The sequence below is a fragment of the Vibrio sp. 1457 genome (assembly GCF_033340195.1).
Taxonomy (GTDB): Bacteria; Pseudomonadota; Gammaproteobacteria; order Enterobacterales; family Vibrionaceae; genus Vibrio; species Vibrio alginolyticus.
In genome coordinates this window covers 238,329-258,449 of sequence record NZ_JAWOWA010000001.1, presented here as the reverse complement: position 1 = coordinate 258,449, position 20,121 = coordinate 238,329, and the positions used below count along the sequence as shown (strand labels likewise).

Here is a 20,121-nt window from a genome sequence, read left to right as displayed (position 1 = left end):
GTGTTGACAGTTTATCGAGACTCAGTAGACTGTCAACACAACAACAAAAGTGACTAAAGGAATACACGTGGAAGTTCGTCATAACTGGACGCATGCTGAAGTGCGCGATCTCATGGAAAAACCATTCATGGATCTCCTATTCGAAGCGCAGCTTGTACATCGTCAATATCAACAAACCAACCATGTTCAAGTAAGCACGCTTCTGTCGATTAAGACAGGTGCTTGTCCAGAAGATTGTAAGTACTGTCCTCAGAGTGCTCGTTACACCACAGACATCGAAAAAGAGCGTCTGATGGAAGTAGAACGCGTACTCGATGCTGCGCAAAAAGCCAAAAATGCTGGTTCTACTCGATTCTGTATGGGCGCAGCATGGAAAAACCCGAAAGAGCGTGACATGCCACATTTGACCGACATGATCAAAGGCGTGAAGGGCATGGGTTTAGAAACGTGTATGACATTAGGCATGCTGACGCCAGATCAAGCAAAGCAATTGGCAACCGCAGGTCTGGATTACTACAACCACAACCTAGATACCTCACCTGAATTTTACGGCAACATCATTACCACACGTACTTACCAAGACCGTTTAGATACTTTGTCTCACGTTCGTGATGCTGGCATGAAGATTTGTTCCGGTGGCATCATCGGCATGGGTGAAAGTGCTAACGACCGAGCTGGTTTGTTGGTTGAATTGGCTAACTTACCGGTACACCCTGAAAGCGTTCCAATCAACATGCTCATGAAGGTAAAGGGGACACCACTGGAAGAAGTGGATGATGTTGAGCCTTTCGATTTCATTCGCCTGATTGCGATTGCACGAATCATGATGCCTCAATCAGCCGTTCGTTTATCCGCTGGCCGTGAAAACATGAACGAACAAATGCAAGCGCTGTGTTTTATGGCGGGTGCAAACTCCGTTTTCTATGGCTGCAAGCTTCTGACCACGCCAAACCCTTCTGAAGACAAAGACATGATGCTGTTCAACAAGCTCGGTATTAACAGCCAAGAGGTGTCTCAAAAGCCTGATGAAATCGAAGAAAACGAGTTACTCGATCGCGTCGTAGAGCGCGTTGCTGCCCGTCCGACAAAAGACGACCTTTTCTACGATGCCAGCGTTTAAATCTCGTATCGAGTCCGCCCTTGCTGAGCGTAAAACGCAAGGGTTGAATCGTTCTATGAATGTGGTGTTTGCCGGTAACCAGTCCGTTTTGGAACACGAAGGTAGACGCTACATTAATTTCTCAAGTAATGATTATTTGGGATTGGCTAATGACCAAGCGCTTGTTCGGGCTTGGCAGCAAGGTTTAAGCGTATATGGTAGTGGCAGTGGAGCATCACCGATGGTGACTGGCTTTAGTGCCGCGCACAGCAATTTAGAAGCCGCACTGACCGAATGGTTGGGTTACGACAGAGCAATTCTGTTTGGTTCTGGATTCAGTGCTAATCAAGCCTTGTTGTTCACCTTGTTGGAAAAATCAGACGTATTGATCCAAGACCGTTTGAACCATGCCTCACTGATGGAAGCGGGGGCGTTGTCACCAGCTAAGATGAAGCGCTTCAAACACAATGACATCGAGCACCTAAAGTCGCTGATTAATAGCGAAGACAACCATCTAGTTGTGACTGAAGGGGTATTCAGCATGGACGGCGACTGTGCGCCGCTTAGCGATATAGCTGAAGTCACTCGTAGTCATGATGCTTGGTTTGCTGTCGATGACGCTCATGGTATTGGCGTTCTTGGTCAATCCGGTGGTGGTTCTTGTGAGTTGGCAACGGTTAAACCCGAGATACTGATCGTTACTTTCGGCAAAGCGTTTGGTATGTCTGGCGCGGCTATTTTATGTGACCACGCAACGGGGGACTTTTTAACTCAGTTTGCTCGTCACCATGTGTATTCCACAGCGATGCCTCCGGCACAAGCCTATGCGCTAACGCATGCGGTTTCTATCGTTCAAGAGCAGTCTTGGCGACGTGAAAAGCTTTCAGAGCTTAGTGAAGTGTATCGAGACTGCCTCAGCGATCTGGAGGGCTTTGTTGAGACTCAGACTTCGATTAAGCCGTTTGTGATTGGTGAATCTGAACTGGCTTTGCAGGTTGCGAGCGCTTGTCGCCAAAACGGCATTTGGGTTACCGCTATTCGACCACCGACGGTGCCTAAAGGGACGTCTCGCCTTCGAATCACACTCACTGCCAATCACACCAACGAACAAGTTAAAACGCTTTCAATGGCATTGAAGCAAGCATTAGGAGCGCTGTAATGGATAATGCAACTACCGCATTAGCGCAAACGCTCGCGTTAGAGAGTTTCCATCAAGATAAAGACGCGATTGCCTCTTCGTTTGGTAAAGCAGCAGAAACATACGATAAACATGCGGCTTTTCAACGTGATGTCGGGCATCAGCTGCTTGATAAACTTCCTGAAAACTTGACGGGAAAACGTGTATTGGATTTAGGTTGTGGCACGGGTTATTTCTCCCAACTACTTCAACAACGCGGTGCGGAAGTAGTCTGCGGCGATATCTCTCAAGCCATGTTAGATAAAGCAGAGCAGCGTTGTGGTGCAGTACGAATGCACTACCAAGTTGCTGATGCTGAAAACTTACCATTTGACGATGATAGCTTCGATTATGTGTTTTCAAGTTTAGCGCTGCAATGGTGTACAGATTTAAGTTACCCACTAAAAGAAGTGCGCCGCGTGCTAAAAAATGGTGGGAAAGCGTGGTTCTCTACACTGGTTGATGGATCACTGTATGAGCTGCGTGCATCATGGGAAAAAATTGATGCATATCAACACGTCAATAACTTTCTAACGCTCAATCAGGTAAAAATTGCGTTAGCGCAATCTCGATGTGACAGCCATCAACTAGACTTGACCACCATCACAGTTTGGTACGACTCTGCATTTTCAGTTATGCGTGACCTCAAAGGTATAGGTGCAAATCACGTAAGCGGGCGCTCACACGGTTTAACTAGTCGCGAGACTTTGTTAAAAGTTGAGCATGCGTACCAAGCGTTTAAAAACGATCAAGGTCTTCTACCTGCAAGTTATCAGGTTTGTTTTGGAGTAATACATCTATGATTGATGCTTTTTTTATTGCTGGTACGGATACTGATGTTGGAAAGACGGTAGCGTCTAAAGCCATTTTGCAAGCGATCGCCGCAAAAGGACTAAACACTATTGGTTATAAGCCAGTGGCAGCAGGGAGTGACAAGACTGAAGCCGGATGGCGTAACTCTGATGCTTTACACTTACAAGACGCCGCAACACTCGATGTGGCCTATGATGATGTGAACCCATACGCTTTAGAGTTGCCTGCTTCTCCCCACATTGCAGCGAAGCATGAACATGTCGAAATAAGTTACGATGTTCTGAGTCAAAAACTGGCTCAACATAAGCAGCAAGCCGATGTTGTTCTCGTTGAAGGTGCTGGAGGCTGGCGTGTGCCAGTATCCGATACGGACTGTTTATCTACATGGGTAAAAGAAGAGCAGTTACCTGTTGTACTGGTGGTTGGCATTAAATTAGGCTGTTTGAGCCACGCTTTACTCACAGCAGAGAGTATTAAAGCGGATGGTTTGAATCTTGTTGGCTGGGTGGCAAACCGCGTCAACCCAGGCACAGAGCACTACGCTGACATTATCGAGATGCTAGAAGCACGTATCGATGCACCTAAGCTTGGGGAAATTCCATATATTCCAAGTGCTAAACGTAAAGAGCTAGGCAAGTACATTAATGTAGAGCCGTTGCTAAACACTGACTAATGGTGTTTAGGGTAAAAGACTAAAAAACCAAAGGGCTGCGCAATGCAGCCCTTTCTTGTTGGTGTAACCTAAAAAGTCAGATTACTTATCTTGGCTGAGCCCCATCAATGCTTGTTGTGTTTCTGCAACACGCTGAGACATATGATGATCGGTTGAAATACCAAGTTGTTGCTTTGCCTCGTCCTCTGAGATGCCTAGGTGACAACGCAGTAAATCAATAGCCATTTGATAGTCGTTAGTTTCTACCATGGTTTTTCCCTCAATACATGGAGTTTTTGAGCTCACCCAATGCACTTTTTGCAATGTACTTAGAGTGGCTCTGTTTTGTTCATCTCATTCGAATTTAGCATGTCCATGTAGCCGCACAATAAGACCAAAGTCTATAGCAGAGCTAACGGACTGTTTTTGGTCTATTAAAAAATTTCTAGCTAAGTTGCTAAGAGGTGATAGATTTAACACCAAGATCATCTATCAATAGATGATGGGTAGCTCAGAGCTTATTTTATCATTTTGATAAATGTATATGAACGGAGGTTCCGGCTCCTACCAAAGCATGTTTTGAAATCGCTTGAATCAAATATTTCAGTCCCGAAAACAAATGTTGCAATTTATTGCTTAACCTTGTTTTTATCGCGGATAGACTATATCTATAACGCACGGAACATGAAAATCAACGGAATTGGCTTTTATAGCGATTACCATTTGTTCCTTATAACAATCCGTTTTAAAAAAACGATAAGCTTCCTCGGAGAAAAGTAATGAAGCGAATTATGTTATTCCTAGCAACTAACCTAGCTGTCGTGCTAGTGCTTAGTGTTGTTCTGAATATTGTTTACGCTGTAACTGGAATGCAACCAGGCAGTCTGTCAGGTTTACTTGTAATGGCTGCTGTATTCGGTTTTGGTGGCGCATTTATTTCGTTGATGATGTCAAAGGGTATGGCGCTACGCTCGGTTGGTGGTATGGTCATTGAAAGCCCGCGCAACGAAACGGAGCATTGGTTAGTCGAAACTGTGGGTCGTCAAGCTCAACAAGTGGGTATTGGTATGCCAACGGTGGCTATTTATGATTCACCAGATATCAATGCATTTGCGACAGGTGCAAAACGAGATGACTCTCTTGTCGCCGTTTCTACTGGTCTTTTACACAATATGACTCGTGATGAGGCAGAGGCAGTACTTGCACACGAAGTGAGCCATATTGCAAATGGTGATATGGTCACGATGACGTTGATGCAAGGTGTCGTGAACACGTTTGTTATCTTCCTATCACGCTTTATTGCCAATATCGTGGCATCGAACGATGATGAAGAAGGCCAAGGTACAAATATGATGGTTTACTTTGGCGTATCCATGGTGCTTGAACTGGTATTTGGTTTCCTAGCTAGCTTCTTGACTATGTGGTACAGCCGTCATCGCGAATTCCACGCGGACGCAGGTGCTGCGCGCCTCGTTGGCAAAGAAAAAATGATTGCGGCTCTAGAGCGTTTGAAGGTGAGTCATGAATCTCAACTGGATGGCACCATGATGGCGTTTGGTATCAATGGCAAGCAGTCGCTGACTGAGCTATTAATGAGCCACCCTCCGCTAGATAAACGTATTGCAGCGTTGCGAGGCCAGCAATACTAATTGTTCCTACTTAAATAATTGTTAATCTGCTGAAAAGGCTTGGTTTTGACCAAGCCTTTTTTTTCGCCGATTGATCGCGTGCGAACTTCATCACGTACTACTTACAGAAATAAAGTTATACAAAATTATTTTTGTACAACTTTGGTGGAATGAACTATCTTGTACATATAATAATTTTGTACAACTTAATGGGCGTGTAGGAGTAAAAAATGGACATACAGTCTGTTGGCAATATCTATCAAAAGCTCAACAAAGCGAACTTACATCTGCTTAAGGATATATATCACCAAGATGTAGTATTTGAGGACGCAGCGCATCGTTTAGAAGGATGGCCAGCACTTTCGGATTATTTCACCTCATTATATGCCAACGTCATCAGTTGTGACTTTGTAATCCATGAGCATCAACAAGTCGGAGATACAGGCTTCCTAACTTGGACAATGGACCTTCAGCATCCCAAACTTCAGAAGGGTGCGCCTATTCTCGTCAATGGTGTTTCGCACCTCAAATTTAGCGAAGGTCAGGTCATTTATCACCGAGACTATTTTGATCTCGGAGAGATGCTCTATGAGCATTTACCGTTACTTGGTTCAGTCGTTAAAACCATCAAGCAGAGGTTAGGACAATGAACAACACCATCTTGATCACAGGCGCCACCTCCGGAATAGGAAGACAGCTTGCGCTAGATTACGCGAACTCAGAATGGAATGTGATTGCTTGTGGTCGGAATCAAGATGTTCTTGCAGAACTGGAGGCAGTTTCTTCCAAAATTCATACATTGCAGTTTGACGTGACAAATTATGAGGAAACTCAGCAGGCGCTCTCTAATTTGCCCTTTACGCCAAACACATGGGTTTTTAACGCAGGCGATTGTGAGTACATGGATGAGGGAGTGGTCGACGCGAAACTCATGGCGCGTGTGATGAACGTAAATGTTGTCGGTGTTGCCAACTGCGTTGAAGGCTGCCAAGTGCATTTAGAGAGAGGGCACCGCATTGTTATTGTTGGCTCTATCGCATCAGAAGTGGCACTGCCTCGTGCTGAAGCTTACGGCGCATCCAAAGCGGCAGTCAGTTATTTTGCACGCACGCTCGCCGTCGACTTGAAAAAGAAAGGGATCAATGTGGTAACGGTGTTTCCTGGTTTTGTTGAAACGCCGTTGACTGACAAAAACGACTTCGAAATGCCAATGATCATTTCTACTCAGCAAGCGTCGGACTCTATCAGGAAGCAGTTAGCCGCCAACAAGACCTATATCTATTTCCCAGCGAGATTTACCAGTATTTTACGTTTTATCTCGTTACTTCCATACAGTTGGCAAGCTCGCCTAACTGCTAAACTCGTATCATAAGAAGGAATAAAAATGAAAACAGCAGGAAGAAAGAAGATAGCGATTGTGGGAACGGGAATCTCTGGCCTTACTTGTGGTTATTACTTGCATAAAGAACATGATGTAACGCTGTTTGAAGCGAACGATTACATCGGTGGCCATACTGCAACCGTTGATGTGAGCCTTGATGGTAAAGAATACGCGATAGATACTGGGTTCATCGTCTATAACGACCGTACGTACCCTAATTTCATTAAAATGATGAGCGAGATTGGCGTTGAAGGTCTGCCTACTCAAATGAGCTTCAGTGTCAGAAACGATGGGAACGGACTAGAGTACAACGGCCACACAGTGTCGACATTGTTTGCTCAAAAACGCAACTGGGCAAACCCCAAATTTTATCGATTTATCTTCGAGATACTTCGTTTCAATAAACTTGCCAAGCGCTTCGCTAGCGAGCAATCCTCGCACTCTCAGACGTTAGGTGAGTTCCTTGACGAACACAAATTCAGTGCTTTCTTTACCGATAACTACATTTTACCGATGGGTGCTGCGATTTGGTCGTCGACTTTAGCTGACATGCGCGCATTCCCTCTTATGTTCTTCTTACGTTTCTTCCTCAACCACGGTCTGCTAGATGTGACTAACCGACCGCAATGGTATGTGATTAAAGGTGGTTCACGTTCATACATTCCACCATTGACCAAAGGCTTTGCCGAGAATATTCGTCTTAATAGTCCTGTCGAAAAAGTGGTTCGCAACGAAAAAGGGGTTGGCGTTCAAGTTCGCGGAGAAACGCATTGGTTTGATGACGTTATCTTTGCTTGTCACAGTGATCAAGCAATGAGAATGCTAGAGGATATCAGCCCAATTGAGCAGGAAATCTTGGGGGATATGACATACCAAGCAAATGAAGTTGTTCTTCATACCGACTCTGCCGTATTACCAAAACGTAAGGCAGCATGGGCATCATGGAACTACCTATTGGAAGGCAGTGAAGAGGAACAGCAACGCCTCCCTTCGCTCACTTATAACATGAACATTCTTCAGCATATTCAATCAGAACACACGTTTTGTGTAACGTTGAACAGTACTGAGCAAATTAACTCAAATAAAGTCTTGCGTTCGTTCACTTATCATCATCCAGTATTCACCACTGAGTCTATTGCAGCGCAGCAGCGCAAAAATGAGATACAGGGTAAACAAAGTACCTGGTTCTGCGGCGCTTATTGGTACAACGGTTTTCATGAAGATGGCGTGCGTAGCGCGCTTGATGTTGTGAAAGAACTAGAAGAAAAGTACCGCGAACAAAATGTGGTTCCTTTCGAAAAAGGCGCAGCGTGATATGGATAGCCAAATGAACAGCCGATTGTTTATAGGCAACGTTCGTCACCGTCGATTCACGCCTGTGAATCATGAGTTGAACTACTCTTTATTTATGCCCGCCATCGATGTAGACGAGATCGATGCTTTAGAGAAAAAAGTATGGGGTTTTGGTTCGCGTTGGTGGCATTGGGCTCGCTTCAAGCGCAGTGATTACATTGGTGAAGGTAGCGTCAAGTCGGCAGTGCACAGCAAAATTGAAGAACTGACAGGTGTTCGCTGTACCGGCAAGGTAATCGCAGTCTGTCACTTGCGTTATCTAGGACTTTATTTCAGTCCCGTTAATTTCTACTACGTTTATAACAAGGAAGGAGAATGGAAGTATCTCCTCGCAGAGGTGAGTAACACTCCTTGGAATGAACGACATTACTACGTGGTGTCAGCAGATAAAGAAGAAGAAAAGTTTGGTTGGGAACAAGATAAAGCATTCCATGTTTCACCATTCAACCCGATTGACCAACTCTACCGCTGGAGAATTAAACCTTTGACAGACAAGTTGAATATTCATCTTGAATGTCACAAAGGAGAGAAACACTTTGATGCCACCATGGTTATGAAAGCCAAGCCACTTTCAAGCAAAACCTTATTGAGGTGTTTGATCGTTACACCAATACAAACGGTAAAAGTAATGGTTGGTATTTATTGGCACGCATTAAAACTTTGGGTGAAAGGCGCACCTTTTTATTCTCATCCTAAATATTCAACGCATGAAGAAATAGAAGCCGATACTGAAAAAACAGACAAAAAAAATAAAAAGCACAAGGAGAATTCTGCATGTTAAATACTAGTTCTATGACATTGCCGCGTAAATTGACGACAACGCAAAAAGCGGCTCGCGGAGTTATTTTTCAATGTCTGCAAAAAATGGAAATCGGCTGCTTAACAGTTATTGAAAGTTTTAAGACGGAAACGACAGAGCGAAGCGAGCGTTTTAGTGCGCCAAATGGGGAGTACAGTGGTCAACCTGTTGTCGCTACTATAGAGGTAAAACATCCAGGCTTTTATTCACGGATCTTGCAGGGCGGCAGTATTGCTGCTGGTGAGGCTTATATGGATGGGTGGTGGGATAGCCCCGATTTAACCTCATTAATGAAACTGATGGCCCTTAACATGCGTGCTCTAGATAAACTCGAAGAGCAAGGCAGTTGGTTGACTAAAATACTGTACAAGTTCAGTCATTGGTCAAACAGAAACTCTGAAGAGAACTCACGTAAAAATATCCATGCGCATTACGACTTGGGTAACAACCTATACGAAGCGTTCCTTGACACCAATATGCTGTACTCGTCGGCGCTTTACAATCATGCGGACGACTCTCTAGAGCAGGCTCAAATCAACAAAATGGATCGTCTATGTCAGCAACTTGAGCTGAAGCCCACTGATCATGTTGTTGAAATTGGCACTGGGTGGGGCGCTATGGCGATTTACATGGCCGAACAATACGGCTGTCAGGTCACCACAACAACGATATCTGAAGAGCAACACGCGTACGCGGAGCAAAAAATCAAAGAGCGTGGCTTAGAAGATAAAATCACACTACTCAAAGAAGATTACCGTAACTTAACCGGCACTTATGACAAGCTCGTTTCTATTGAAATGATTGAAGCTGTGGGCAAACAATTCCTGCCTTCGTACATTAAGGTCTGTGAGTCTTTATTGAAGACTGGTGGCTTGATGGCGATTCAAGCGATTACGATTGCCGATCAGCGTTACGATTACTACAGTAACAACGTCGACTTTATCCAAAAGTACATTTTCCCGGGTGGTTTTTTACCGTCGGTAACCTCACTAACCCAAGCAACAACAAAGTACAGTGACTTAGTGACGCGAGACTTGTTCGATATTGGTTTGGACTACGCCAAGACGCTGAACGAATGGCACTTACGTTTTAATCGAGCAGAGAATGAAGTGCGCTCGTTTGGCTACGACGACCGCTTTGTGCGTATGTGGCGCTACTATTTGAGCTACTGTGAAGGTGGCTTTTTGGCTCGCACGATCAGTGCCGTTCACATGACGTTTCAACGCCCGTAGTTCGTTATGAAGGTGTTTCTTGCTTCGACATGGTTCCAACTCTGCTGGTTTGCAGCGGTGCTTGGAACCTATCAATGGCAATGGGTGACGTTATTCCTTACTTTGGCAACCCTACTATATTGTTTGAAAACTGACGCATCTTCGCTCAAAAGTATTGGTGTTATCGCCACGATTGGTCTCGTGCTTGATACATTAAATCAGCAATTTTCAATTTTCATGTTTGCCACTCAATGGTTACCCCTTTGGCTTTTGTGCCTTTGGATTCTGTTCGCCTGGTATGCCTATCAACTCAAGTCAATTTTGTACCGTTTCCCAAAAACCTACGTATCAATAGTAGGCGGACTCGGAGGAACAGCGAGCTACTTTGCTGGCTATAAGCTCCAAGCCGTTGAATTTGGATTTAGCACTGGCGCTACACTGGCAATGTTGTTTGTCGAATGGTGCGTCATGATGCTCTTGATACTCAAGGTGTACGGAAATGAAAAGCTTGAAGAGAGACTTAACTCAGAGACTGACTAGGCTGCTTGCGTTGGTAATAGTAACTGGCTCTTTTGCTCTGCAAGCTCAACCTGTTGGAAACAGCGAAGCTGCTAGCAACATTGCGAATTGGAAGGGATGGAAAACTGTTGGAGAAGCCCAACTTACTTGGTTCATCTTCGATATTTATCACTCAAGATTAAAAGCGCCTGATGGAAAGTTCATCGTAAGCGATGACGTATCGCCACATCCCCTTGCGTTGGAAATTAATTACAAGAGAGACATCAGTAAGCAACAGCTGCTTGATGTGACGGATGAGCAGTGGGCGAAATTGGGTTTTACGGACTCATATCGAAAAGCTTGGATCAGCGAGCTCGATCGTATGTTTCCTGATATTCAAAAAGGTGACGAGCTTACTTATCTAACAGATGGAAAATCTGGTCAGCTTTTTTATAAGCGGGTTGGGGACGTGCAAGTAAAGAACGTTGGCATCATTGAAGACGAACGAATGAACGATGCATTTTTGGCTATATGGTTATCACCCAACACAGAATTTCCGAAACTCCGAAAACAATTGATAGGGCAGGTTAGATAGTGTTTAAACGAATTTTTAAATCAGCGACTTTAGTGGCAGCTGTTTTTCTTTCGGCATGTTCCGCAGACATTGATAATTACCGCTCTTCTAAACCGACTTTTGACGTATTCGGTTATTTCGAAGGCGACATAAAGGCGTGGGGGATGGTGCAAGACTATACCGGACAGCAAACGCGTCGCTTTGAAGTCGATATAGTGGGTACTGTAGCGGGTGATACGCTGACGCTGGTGGAAGACTTCGTGTTTGATGACGGAGAGGTGGACCAGCGAATTTGGGTTATCACTAGATTAGAAGACGGTCGTTATGAAGGTAAGGCAGACGATATTATAGGTGTGGCAACAGGGGAAGAGCAGGGCAATGCGCTACAGTGGCAATATGACTTTGAGCTACAAATGGAGGATTCATCAGTGACGGTTGCTTTTGATGATTGGCTTTATCGTCAGGATGACAGACACGTTTTCAATCTAACGAAAATAAAAAAGTTTGGTGTGGAAGTAGGAACAATAACCTTGTTCTTCCAAAAGCTGCCATAACAAATGGGGCTGATCTTCAATTAATAATCCATTCCATATAACTAAAATTATTTTCTCCCGACCTAACTCTCCTAACTAAAAAAGGTTGATGCTTTCGCGTCAACCTTTTAAGTATCTGGTCGTTACAGGAGTATTACAGCTTATCTGTCAGCTCGATTGCTTGACCGATATAGTTCGCTGGTGTCATCTCTTTCAGACGTGCTTTCTCGTGCTCAGGAAGCTCAAGACCGTCGATGAAGTTACGCATTGTTTCGCCGTCTACACGCTTACCACGAGTTAGCTCTTTCAGCTTCTCGTATGGCTTCTCGATGCCGTAACGACGCATAACGGTTTGTACTGGCTCAGCTAGTACTTCCCAGTTCTTGTCTAGTTCAGCAAGAAGGGCTTCACGGTTTACTTCTAGCTTGCTGATGCCTTTAAGTGTCGAAGTGTAAGCGATGATAGCGTAGCCAACACCAACACCAAGGTTACGTAGAACCGTTGAGTCAGTTAGGTCACGTTGCCAACGAGAGATAGGCAGTTTCTGTGCTAGGTGGCCGAATACAGCGTTCGCAAGACCTAGGTTACCTTCTGAGTTTTCAAAGTCGATTGGGTTAACTTTGTGAGGCATTGTTGAAGAACCGATCTCACCAGCAATAGTTTTTTGCTTGAAGTGGCCTAGTGCAATGTAACCCCAAACGTCACGGTCGAAGTCAATCAGGATAGTGTTGAAACGAGCGATAGCGTCGAACAGCTCAGCGATGTAATCGTGCGGTTCGATTTGAGTTGTGTAAGGGTTCCAAGTTACGCCTAGAGACTCTGTGATGAACTCTTCAGAGAACTTGTGCCAATCTAGCTCTGGGTAAGCAGAAAGGTGTGCGTTGTAGTTACCTACTGCACCGTTGATTTTCGCTAGGATCTCAACGTTTTCGATTTGCTTGAATTGACGCTCCATACGGTACGCCACGTTTGCCATTTCTTTACCCATAGTAGATGGAGAAGCAGGCTGACCGTGTGTACGAGATAGAAGAGGAATGTCGCGGTATTCCACTGCTAGTGCTTTGATAGCGTCGATTAGGTTACGGATTTCTGGAAGAATCACGTTCTCACGCGCTTCTTTAAGCATTAGAGCGTGTGATGTGTTGTTGATGTCTTCAGAAGTACATGCGAAGTGGAAGAACTCGTTTACTGCGTGCAGTTCAGGAACGTCTGCTACTTTCTCTTTTAGGAAGTACTCAACCGCTTTTACGTCGTGGTTAGTTGTACGCTCGATCTCTTTGATACGGCGTGCATCTTCTTCAGAGAAGTTTGCAGCAAGGTCGTCTAGGAATTGGTTTGCTTCTGCGCTAAACGCTGGCACTTCTGCAATTTCAGCAGTAGCAGCAAGCTTTTGTAGCCAGCGGATTTCAACGATAGTACGGTATTTTAGTAGACCGTATTCACTGAAAATTTCGCGTAACGCAATTGTCTTGCTTCCGTAACGGCCGTCTACTGGTGAAACAGCAGTCAATGCTGACAGTTCCATGATGTTCTCCTGAATTGGGTTTCTAAATTTCGTGAGCTTTATACCAATAACTGTGGCAATTGTCACGAATATTGCGCAAACGTTTGCGCGGGATTTGTTTTAGTCGAAAAAAATGAGCTCGCGATAAACGCGAGCTGCTTATTTGATATTTTACTACAGACGAGCAAGAAGGATTTGTGCTTGCTCTACCATCTTCTTGCGCCCGAAGATTAGGTGGCGACGCTTACCACCAACTTGACGCCAAAGAACTGCACTACGAATGCCAGATAACAACAGCGCACGAACTTTGTGTTGGCTTGCCGTCTGCTGCAGTACAGATGGCGTGCCCGTTACTTGAATGCGTGGGCCAATAGGGCTAACGACATCCAGATAGATGCTCGCTAAATTGCTGATCATTTGATCGTCTAGTAGCTCAAAGTGCTCTGACTGACGCTTGGCCATTTGAATACGATCACCAAGCTGAGACATAGCATCGTTACGAGAGCTTAACTTACGCTCTAACGCCATTAAACTAATAATGTAACGAGTAATTTCACTGCCTGATGGTGTGCTATCAATCCCTTTAACCAAGCATTCTAGGCCGAGCTTTAGATCGGCTTCGCGACCGAATACGCCAACTGTGTTAGCAGGGTTCGTGCTCAAAATAGCGTTGATTGATGTTTCAAAAGCATCTTGATCACAATGTCCGTTTCTCGCTACCTGTTGAACTAAAGCAACAGCTTGGCAAATCCCAGCGAAAGCGATAGTACGGTCATAAAGTGTATTCGCCACGTAACGACTCCTAAGCTTGAGAATATTTAATGCGTTGCTCGATGATGCCGCCACCTAGGCACACGTCACCTTTGTAGAACACTGCTGATTGACCTGGAGTTACAGCAATTTGTGGCTCGTCAAAGATAACTTTAATGTTTTCATCATCGATAGGGATGATTGTACAAGGAATATCTTCCTGACGGTAACGAGTTTTCACTGTGCACTTCATAACATCGCGAATTGGCTCACGATCTACCCAATGAAGTTGTGATGCAAGTAGACCTTCTGATTTCAACATTGGATGGTCTTTACCTTGAACAGCAATCAAAACGTTACGTTCTAGATCTTTCTCACCAACGAACCATGGGTCCTCGTTACCACCGCCGCCTTTACGGCCACCGATGTGTAGACCTTTACGCTGACCAAGTGTGTGGTACATCAGGCCTTGGTGTTGACCAATCACTTCGCCTTCTGGAGTCTCGATATTACCAGGCTGAGCTGGAAGGTAGCGACCTAGGAATTCCGTAAACTTGCGTTCACCGATGAAACAAATACCAGTTGAATCTTTCTTCTTAGCAGTAATTAGGTCTTGCTCTTCCGCAATGCGGCGTACTTCTGGTTTCTCTAGGTCACCAACAGGGAATAGGCTACGTGCGATTTGCTCGTTGCTTAATGTGTACAGGAAGTAGCTTTGATCTTTGTTGCCATCTAGACCACGTAACATTTGTGGTTTTTCACCGTTTTCTGGGAAAGAGCGACGCACATAGTGGCCCATTGCAATGTAATCAGCATCAAGTACTTCATCAGCGAATTCTAGGAATGCTTTGAACTTGATTTCTTTGTTACAAAGAATGTCAGGGTTCGGAGTACGGCCCGCTTTGTATTCAGCAAGGAAGTACTCAAATACGTTATCCCAGTATTCGGCAGCAAAGTTGATAGTGTGTAGGTGGATGCCTAGCTTGTCACATACTGCCTGAGCGTCAGCAAGATCTTCTGCCGCTGTACAATATTCTTCGTTGTCATCTTCTTCCCAGTTCTTCATGAAAAGGCCTTCTACTTGGTAGCCTTGCTGCTTTAGAAGATACGCGGAAACAGATGAATCAACGCCGCCGGACATACCGACGATGACTTTCTTTTGGCTGTTATCAGACATTACTAAACACCACTTAAATAAACGGGATGCAGATTCTATCAGAATCCACAGACCGGTGACAGATCCGAGATCGAAATCACAATTCGTTTCGCTGGATTTTTCTTCAACAAAGATTCGAACGAGTAATTTCGCAAGTATAGAAGAGGTATATATGGCATAGTTGGCCAAAATCCAAGAGGAAACACCAAATGACAGAAGAAAACCAATTTATGCAAGAAAGTGAGTTGATTGAAATTGTTGAAAATCAGCTCGAAGATGGCAACCCGCTTAAAGTAAAAGAAACCCTTATGCGTTTAATGATGACTGGCACACCACGTGAAGATGCGGTTGCGATGATGGCATGTGCGATGTCAATTGAGATTTTTGATGTAATGAAGAATGAAGGTGAGTTCAACCTAAAGCGTTATAGCGAGCACCTTGAGCAACTACCAGATCTCAGCTTTATGGAAGGTGAATAAGCCACCTAAAAGAAAAAAGCTGTCAGCAAACGTTTGCTATAATCGCTTTTATTGCTGCTTTATTATTAGCGGTATAGAATCCGCTCTCCTTTTCATCCCCTTACTCAGACTGACAATATGAAATTTCCTGGACAACGCAAATCGAAGCACTATTTTCCTGTTCATGCTCGTGACCCGCTGGTGAGCCAAGCACAAGAAAGCAAGAAGATGACGCGCACTCACATCATTGGTATTGACCAAACCTTGGTTGATATTGAAGCAAAAGTTACAACGGATGTGATTGAAAAGTACGGTCTGAGTAAAGGTCACTCTTTGGTTATCGATGACGAAAGAGCAGAAGAGTTATACCAGCAACTGAAAGAAGAGAACTTGATTACCAATGAGTATGCGGGCGGTACCATTGGTAACACGCTACATAACTACTCCGTGCTAGCGGATGATCGCTCCACACTACTTGGAGTGATGAGCCAGGATATTAAGATTGGCAGCTACGGTTACCGTTATCTTTGTAATACATCAAGCCGCATGGACTTGAACTACCTACAAGGTGTAGATGGTGCAATTGGCCGTTGTTTTGCTCTTATCACAGAAGACGGCGAACGTACTTTTGCTATCAGCGAAGGGCAAATGAACCAACTCCATCCTGATAGCATTCCAGAGAAAATCTTTAAAAATGCATCAGCACTTGTACTGACGTCATATCTAGTACGTTGCAAAGACGGCGACCCAATGCCGGAAGCAACAATGAAAGCGATTGAGTACGCGAAAAAGAATGATGTGCCTGTTGTTCTGACTTTAGGCACAAAGTTTGTTATTCAAGATGACCCTAAATATTGGCAAGAATTCATTCGAGATAACGTTTCAGTCGTTGCGATGAATGAAGATGAAGCAGAAGCACTGACGGGGGAATCTGATCCACTTGCTGCGTCTGATAAAACATTGGAGTGGGCTGATTTAGTATTGTGCACGGCGGGTCCTGTAGGTCTATTTATGGCTGGGTATACGGAAGATAGCGCGAAGCGCGAAACTTCTTTGCCATTACTTCCAGGGTCAATTGCTGAATTTAATCGTTATGAATTTAGTCGTCCGGCGAAAAAAGACTCATGCGAGACGCCAATAAAAGTGTACTCGCATATCTCGCCATATATGGGTGGTCCAGAAAAAATTAAGAATACAAATGGCGCAGGTGATGCCGCGTTATCTGCTGTTCTTCATGATATGGCAGCAAATAAATACCATAAAGAAAATGTGCCTAATTCAAGCAAGCACAGTAACGAGTATTTAACTTACTCTTCTTTTTCTCAAGTCTGCAAATACGCAAACCGTGCGAGCTACGAAGTTCTCGTGCAACATTCACCACGATTGTCGCGCGGACTTCCTGAGCGAGAAGATAGCCTAGAAGAAGCATACTGGGAACGTTAATACGAAGCGGTTTAATTAACTATTCTGTAACTAAAGTAAAAGGCGCATTAAGAAATGTGCCTTTTTTATTTGTAATGGTTTAAATAAAAAAGGCTCCCTATGGGAGCCTTTTAAAAATAGCACGGATCTAGATTAGGAACTCATCCAGAGATTTACCTGCATCAAGTTGCTCTTGAATCGCCGAAGGTGTACGACCTTGGCCAGTCCAAGTTTTCTCATTACCGTTTGAATCTGTGTATTTGTATTTAGCAGGGCGAGGTGCGCGCTTCGCTTTGCCTTTCGTCTTAGTTTCGCCAGATAGCGCAGTAATAAGTGCTTCTACATCAATACCGTCTTGAGCGATTTTCTCAGCAATCTCTGCAAGCTTAGCTTCTTGCTCTGCTTGTGCTGCGCGTTCTGCTTCTTCTGCTTCACGACGCTCATCTACGACAGTAGTGAGTTTATCTAGAGCTTCTTCCAATTGTTCTAGAGTCAGCTCACGAGAAAATGCACGAAGGCTACGGATATTTAGAAGGGTTTTAGTCAGCTCTGACATAACGATTCCTATTAAAAGGTTAATGTGTTGGGCACTTTTTATCGTTACGATTAAATAATGCCAATCTATAAATAAACAAAGAGTCCTTATATTTAACTTTATCTTTTCCTTATGTGCAAATGCTAAATCAAGATTTTGTTTAAATTTGACTATTTTTTAAAGCAATTAATATTATTACACTCGAAATAAATCATTATTAGATGAGAACTAAAATCAACAATCATTATTGTATAGAGAGAGTGACAGCTTGGTTTTTTATAAAAAAATTTGAGTTATTACTTAAAAATATGAAGCATCCATCTTTAATGCTGTGTCATATATCCTTAATTTATTGATATAAGATAAACCATGATATTTCTAAGGTAGTAATAATGTTTCATAAATAACATGATTGATGTGATTTCAGTTGCACAAAACTTATGGAAGTAGGCAAGGTTTATAAATTATCTCAGTCATTATTTATTTGTTTAATTTAGTTTGATGTGTTGCATTGACTCTCATCATAAGTACAATGGCTGCCACCTGATGCAATATTGCAGACAATTTGTTGTTAATTTGTACAGTTAGTGGTTAATTGTTTGTTGTTGCCGTAGAGGCGCGGTCTCGAAGAGTAGCTATTATTGGGGTGATGCCAATGAATAATAGTGGAAGGCGAAGATTGCCGAAGTAAGTAACTCATCAAAGTTACTTGCTGGGGTTGTATCTGAAAGGAACAACACTGCCATAGTATATATTCACATTAAACTATGGAGCGCTACTGTAGGGTTGGGTGGAGTGTTCGCTTCCCTGTCGCTAAGTTCAACATGAGCACGTATCGTATGCTACGTGACTTGTCTGCAGTAGATCTCTAGCCAAACTTTGGTTTTTGAAGATCATGAATTTAATAGATTTTTCTAGTTCTCCTGTTTCATTATTGCCACCTATTGTCGCTTTGACTTTGGCGATTTTGACTCGACGTGTATTAGTTTCCTTGGGTGTAGGTATCGTGCTAGGTGCGGTGCTACTTAATAGCTGGTCTATCAGCGACACCGCAGGTTACGTCAGTTCTCAAGTTTCTTCTGTCTTTATTGAAGATGGCGGAATTAACACTTGGAACATGAGCATTGTTGGTTTCCTAATCTTATTAGGTATGACAACAGCTTTATTAACGCTATCTGGCGGTACTCGTGCTTTTGCTGAATGGGCACAATCTCGAGTGAAGAGTAAACGCGGCTCCAAACTTCTTGCCGCCTTTTTAGGCGTATTCATTTTTGTCGATGATTACTTTAATAGCCTTGCTGTTGGTGCGATCTCTCGCCCAGTAACCGATCGCTTTTATGTGTCTCGCGCTAAGCTTGCGTACATTCTAGACTCAACCGCTGCTCCAATGTGTGTAATTATGCCTGCTTCTAGCTGGGGTGCTTACATTATTACTATTATTGGCGGGATCTTAGTCTCACATGGGATCACAGAGTATTCGGCTCTTGGCGCATATGTTCGTCTTATTCCAATGAACTTCTACGCCGTTTTTGCGCTGCTAATGGTGTTCGCTGTTGCGTGGTTTGGTCTTGATATTGGTAAAATGCGTGAGCATGAGATCTCTGCATCGCAAGGTCGTGGCTTTGATAAAGACAAAGAAAATGACTCGCAAGAAGCGCATGACCTAAACGAAGAGCTAGATATCCGTGAAAGTGAAAAGGGTAAAGTGTCAGATTTGATACTTCCTATCGTGACGCTGATTATCGCGACTATCGCTTCAATGCTTTACACGGGTGGCCAAGCATTGGCTGCTGATGGTAAGGAGTTTGCGCTTCTTGGTGCTTTTGAAAATACAGATGTAGGTACATCACTAATCTACGGTAGCTTGCTTGGCTTAGCAGTTGCACTGTTTACTGTTGTGAAGCAAGGTCTACCAATGGCTGAGATCGCACGTACACTTTGGATTGGTGCTAAGTCTATGTTTGGTGCGATTCTAATCTTAGTATTTGCCTGGACCATTGGTTCTGTTATCGGTGATATGAAGACTGGTACTTACCTTTCGACAATGGCGCAGGGCAACATTAACCCGCACTGGCTACCAGTTATCCTATTCTTGTTGTCTGGCCTGATGGCGTTCTCAACAGGTACTTCATGGGGTACGTTCGGCATCATGCTACCAATCGCGGGTGATATGGCTGGCGCAACAGATGTAGCGCTAATGCTACCGATGCTGAGTGCGGTTTTAGCTGGTGCGGTATTCGGTGACCATTGTTCACCAATCTCAGATACGACTATCCTGTCATCGACGGGTGCACGTTGTAACCACATTGACCACGTATCAACACAGTTACCTTATGCATTATCAGTCGCGCTTGTTTCATGCGTCGGCTTTATTGCCCTTGGTATGACTGCTTCAATTGCGTTCTCGTTCATTGCAGCGTCGATAACATTCGTTATCGTTTGCGCTATTTTGTCATGGCTTTCAAAGTCTAAAATAGCGTCTTGCCAGAGTGCGTAATTCACTGATTTAAAAGGTGAAATTGTAGGAGGCTTCGGCCTCCTTTTTTATTTGTATTATACAATTCGAATTTTTTTAAAA

General features: G+C 43.9%; 21 protein-coding genes and 1 riboswitch. Of the genes, 16 read left to right on the top strand and 5 right to left on the bottom strand.

Features of this window, described 5'->3' with window-relative positions; translation table 11 throughout:
* Nucleotides 1–67 precede the first annotated feature (67 nt).
* The 4 genes from bioB to bioD are packed head-to-tail and all read left to right on the top strand — an operon-like array spanning nt 68 to nt 3,762.
* Nucleotides 68–1,120: a biotin synthase BioB gene (gene bioB, locus R7Z41_RS01200; RefSeq protein WP_206969744.1), complete on the top strand. Its 1,053-nt coding sequence runs from the start codon at nt 68–70 to the stop codon at nt 1,118–1,120.
* Nucleotides 1,107–2,258 carry an 8-amino-7-oxononanoate synthase gene (gene bioF / locus R7Z41_RS01195; RefSeq protein ID WP_064376604.1) on the top strand — a complete coding sequence of 384 codons (1,152 nt, stop codon included), beginning with the start codon at nt 1,107–1,109 and terminating at the stop codon, nt 2,256–2,258. The genes bioB and bioF overlap by 14 nt, the downstream gene beginning before the upstream one ends.
* Nucleotides 2,258–3,079, top strand: coding sequence for a malonyl-ACP O-methyltransferase BioC (gene bioC / locus R7Z41_RS01190; RefSeq protein WP_005388087.1), 822 nt, complete (start codon nt 2,258–2,260; stop codon nt 3,077–3,079). Before bioF ends, bioC begins: the two co-directional genes overlap by 1 nt.
* Nucleotides 3,076–3,762: a dethiobiotin synthase gene (gene bioD / locus R7Z41_RS01185; RefSeq protein WP_005378217.1), complete on the top strand. Its 687-nt coding sequence runs from the start codon at nt 3,076–3,078 to the stop codon at nt 3,760–3,762. The genes bioC and bioD overlap by 4 nt, the downstream gene beginning before the upstream one ends.
* A gap of 81 nt (nt 3,763–3,843) precedes the next feature.
* On the opposite strand, the gene R7Z41_RS01180 is transcribed toward bioD, so the two are convergent.
* On the bottom strand, nt 3,844–4,011 hold the full coding sequence (locus R7Z41_RS01180; protein ID WP_005378215.1) for a hypothetical protein: 168 nt from the start codon (nt 4,009–4,011) through the stop codon (nt 3,844–3,846).
* A gap of 509 nt (nt 4,012–4,520) precedes the next feature.
* On the opposite strand from R7Z41_RS01180, the gene htpX reads away from it, so the two are divergent.
* The 9 genes from htpX to R7Z41_RS01135 all read left to right on the top strand — a co-directional run bounded on the left by htpX (nt 4,521) and on the right by R7Z41_RS01135 (nt 11,739).
* A complete protein-coding gene (gene htpX / locus R7Z41_RS01175; protein WP_005388085.1) occupies nt 4,521–5,390 on the top strand; it encodes a protease HtpX in 870 nt (289 codons plus the stop codon).
* Between the two features lie 209 nt (nt 5,391–5,599).
* Entirely contained in the window at nt 5,600–6,019 is a 420-nt protein-coding gene (locus R7Z41_RS01170; protein ID WP_005378211.1) for a nuclear transport factor 2 family protein, read from the top strand.
* Nucleotides 6,016–6,741, top strand: coding sequence for an SDR family oxidoreductase (locus tag R7Z41_RS01165; protein ID WP_005378209.1), 726 nt, complete (start codon nt 6,016–6,018; stop codon nt 6,739–6,741). The genes R7Z41_RS01170 and R7Z41_RS01165 overlap by 4 nt, the downstream gene beginning before the upstream one ends.
* 12 nt (nt 6,742–6,753) lie before the next feature.
* Complete coding sequence (locus R7Z41_RS01160; protein WP_171342737.1) at nt 6,754–8,064, top strand: NAD(P)/FAD-dependent oxidoreductase; 1,311 nt, start codon at nt 6,754–6,756, stop codon at nt 8,062–8,064.
* A gap of 1 nt (nt 8,065) precedes the next feature.
* The gene (locus R7Z41_RS01155) at nt 8,066–8,884 is read left to right on the top strand and encodes a DUF1365 domain-containing protein (RefSeq protein ID WP_206969746.1); all 819 of its coding nucleotides are present in this window, start codon (nt 8,066–8,068) and stop codon (nt 8,882–8,884) included.
* Complete coding sequence (locus R7Z41_RS01150) at nt 8,878–10,134, top strand: SAM-dependent methyltransferase (protein WP_042522068.1); 1,257 nt, start codon at nt 8,878–8,880, stop codon at nt 10,132–10,134. The genes R7Z41_RS01155 and R7Z41_RS01150 overlap by 7 nt, the downstream gene beginning before the upstream one ends.
* A 6-nt stretch (nt 10,135–10,140) precedes the next feature.
* Nucleotides 10,141–10,653, top strand: coding sequence for a DUF2878 domain-containing protein (locus R7Z41_RS01145; RefSeq protein WP_042522066.1), 513 nt, complete (start codon nt 10,141–10,143; stop codon nt 10,651–10,653).
* On the top strand, nt 10,613–11,206 hold the full coding sequence (locus tag R7Z41_RS01140; RefSeq protein WP_206969748.1) for a chalcone isomerase family protein: 594 nt from the start codon (nt 10,613–10,615) through the stop codon (nt 11,204–11,206). The genes R7Z41_RS01145 and R7Z41_RS01140 overlap by 41 nt, the downstream gene beginning before the upstream one ends.
* Complete coding sequence (locus R7Z41_RS01135) at nt 11,206–11,739, top strand: DUF3833 domain-containing protein (RefSeq protein ID WP_017821713.1); 534 nt, start codon at nt 11,206–11,208, stop codon at nt 11,737–11,739. The genes R7Z41_RS01140 and R7Z41_RS01135 overlap by 1 nt, the downstream gene beginning before the upstream one ends.
* 133 nt (nt 11,740–11,872) lie before the next feature.
* Here R7Z41_RS01135 and purB read toward each other — a convergent pair whose 3' ends face one another.
* The 3 genes from purB to mnmA form a co-directional block, all read right to left on the bottom strand.
* Nucleotides 11,873–13,243 carry an adenylosuccinate lyase gene (gene purB / locus R7Z41_RS01130; RefSeq protein ID WP_206969751.1) on the bottom strand — a complete coding sequence of 457 codons (1,371 nt, stop codon included), beginning with the start codon at nt 13,241–13,243 and terminating at the stop codon, nt 11,873–11,875.
* Nucleotides 13,244–13,396: 153 nt separating this feature from the next.
* Complete coding sequence (gene hflD / locus R7Z41_RS01125) at nt 13,397–14,014, bottom strand: high frequency lysogenization protein HflD (protein WP_005378194.1); 618 nt, start codon at nt 14,012–14,014, stop codon at nt 13,397–13,399.
* A gap of 10 nt (nt 14,015–14,024) precedes the next feature.
* Complete coding sequence (mnmA, locus tag R7Z41_RS01120) at nt 14,025–15,149, bottom strand: tRNA 2-thiouridine(34) synthase MnmA (protein WP_005378192.1); 1,125 nt, start codon at nt 15,147–15,149, stop codon at nt 14,025–14,027.
* A gap of 188 nt (nt 15,150–15,337) precedes the next feature.
* Between mnmA and R7Z41_RS01115 the strand changes: the two genes are divergently transcribed.
* Both R7Z41_RS01115 and R7Z41_RS01110 read left to right on the top strand, forming a co-directional pair.
* Nucleotides 15,338–15,607, top strand: a complete 270-nt coding sequence (locus tag R7Z41_RS01115) for a hypothetical protein (RefSeq protein ID WP_005378190.1) — start codon at nt 15,338–15,340, stop codon at nt 15,605–15,607.
* Between the two features lie 117 nt (nt 15,608–15,724).
* The gene (locus R7Z41_RS01110) at nt 15,725–17,029 is read left to right on the top strand and encodes an inosine/guanosine kinase (protein WP_005378187.1); all 1,305 of its coding nucleotides are present in this window, start codon (nt 15,725–15,727) and stop codon (nt 17,027–17,029) included.
* Between the two features lie 127 nt (nt 17,030–17,156).
* Here the strand turns inward: R7Z41_RS01110 and R7Z41_RS01105 are convergent, their stop codons facing one another.
* A complete protein-coding gene (locus R7Z41_RS01105) occupies nt 17,157–17,564 on the bottom strand; it encodes an H-NS family nucleoid-associated regulatory protein (RefSeq protein WP_005378185.1) in 408 nt (135 codons plus the stop codon).
* 582 nt (nt 17,565–18,146) lie between these two features.
* Nucleotides 18,147–18,329, top strand: a riboswitch (Lysine riboswitch).
* A 109-nt stretch (nt 18,330–18,438) separates the two neighbouring features.
* Here R7Z41_RS01105 and tet(35) point away from each other — a divergent pair.
* Entirely contained in the window at nt 18,439–20,040 is a 1,602-nt protein-coding gene (tet(35), locus tag R7Z41_RS01100; protein ID WP_005378182.1) for a tetracycline efflux Na+/H+ antiporter family transporter Tet(35), read from the top strand.
* The last annotated feature ends 81 nt before the right edge of the window (nt 20,041–20,121 follow it).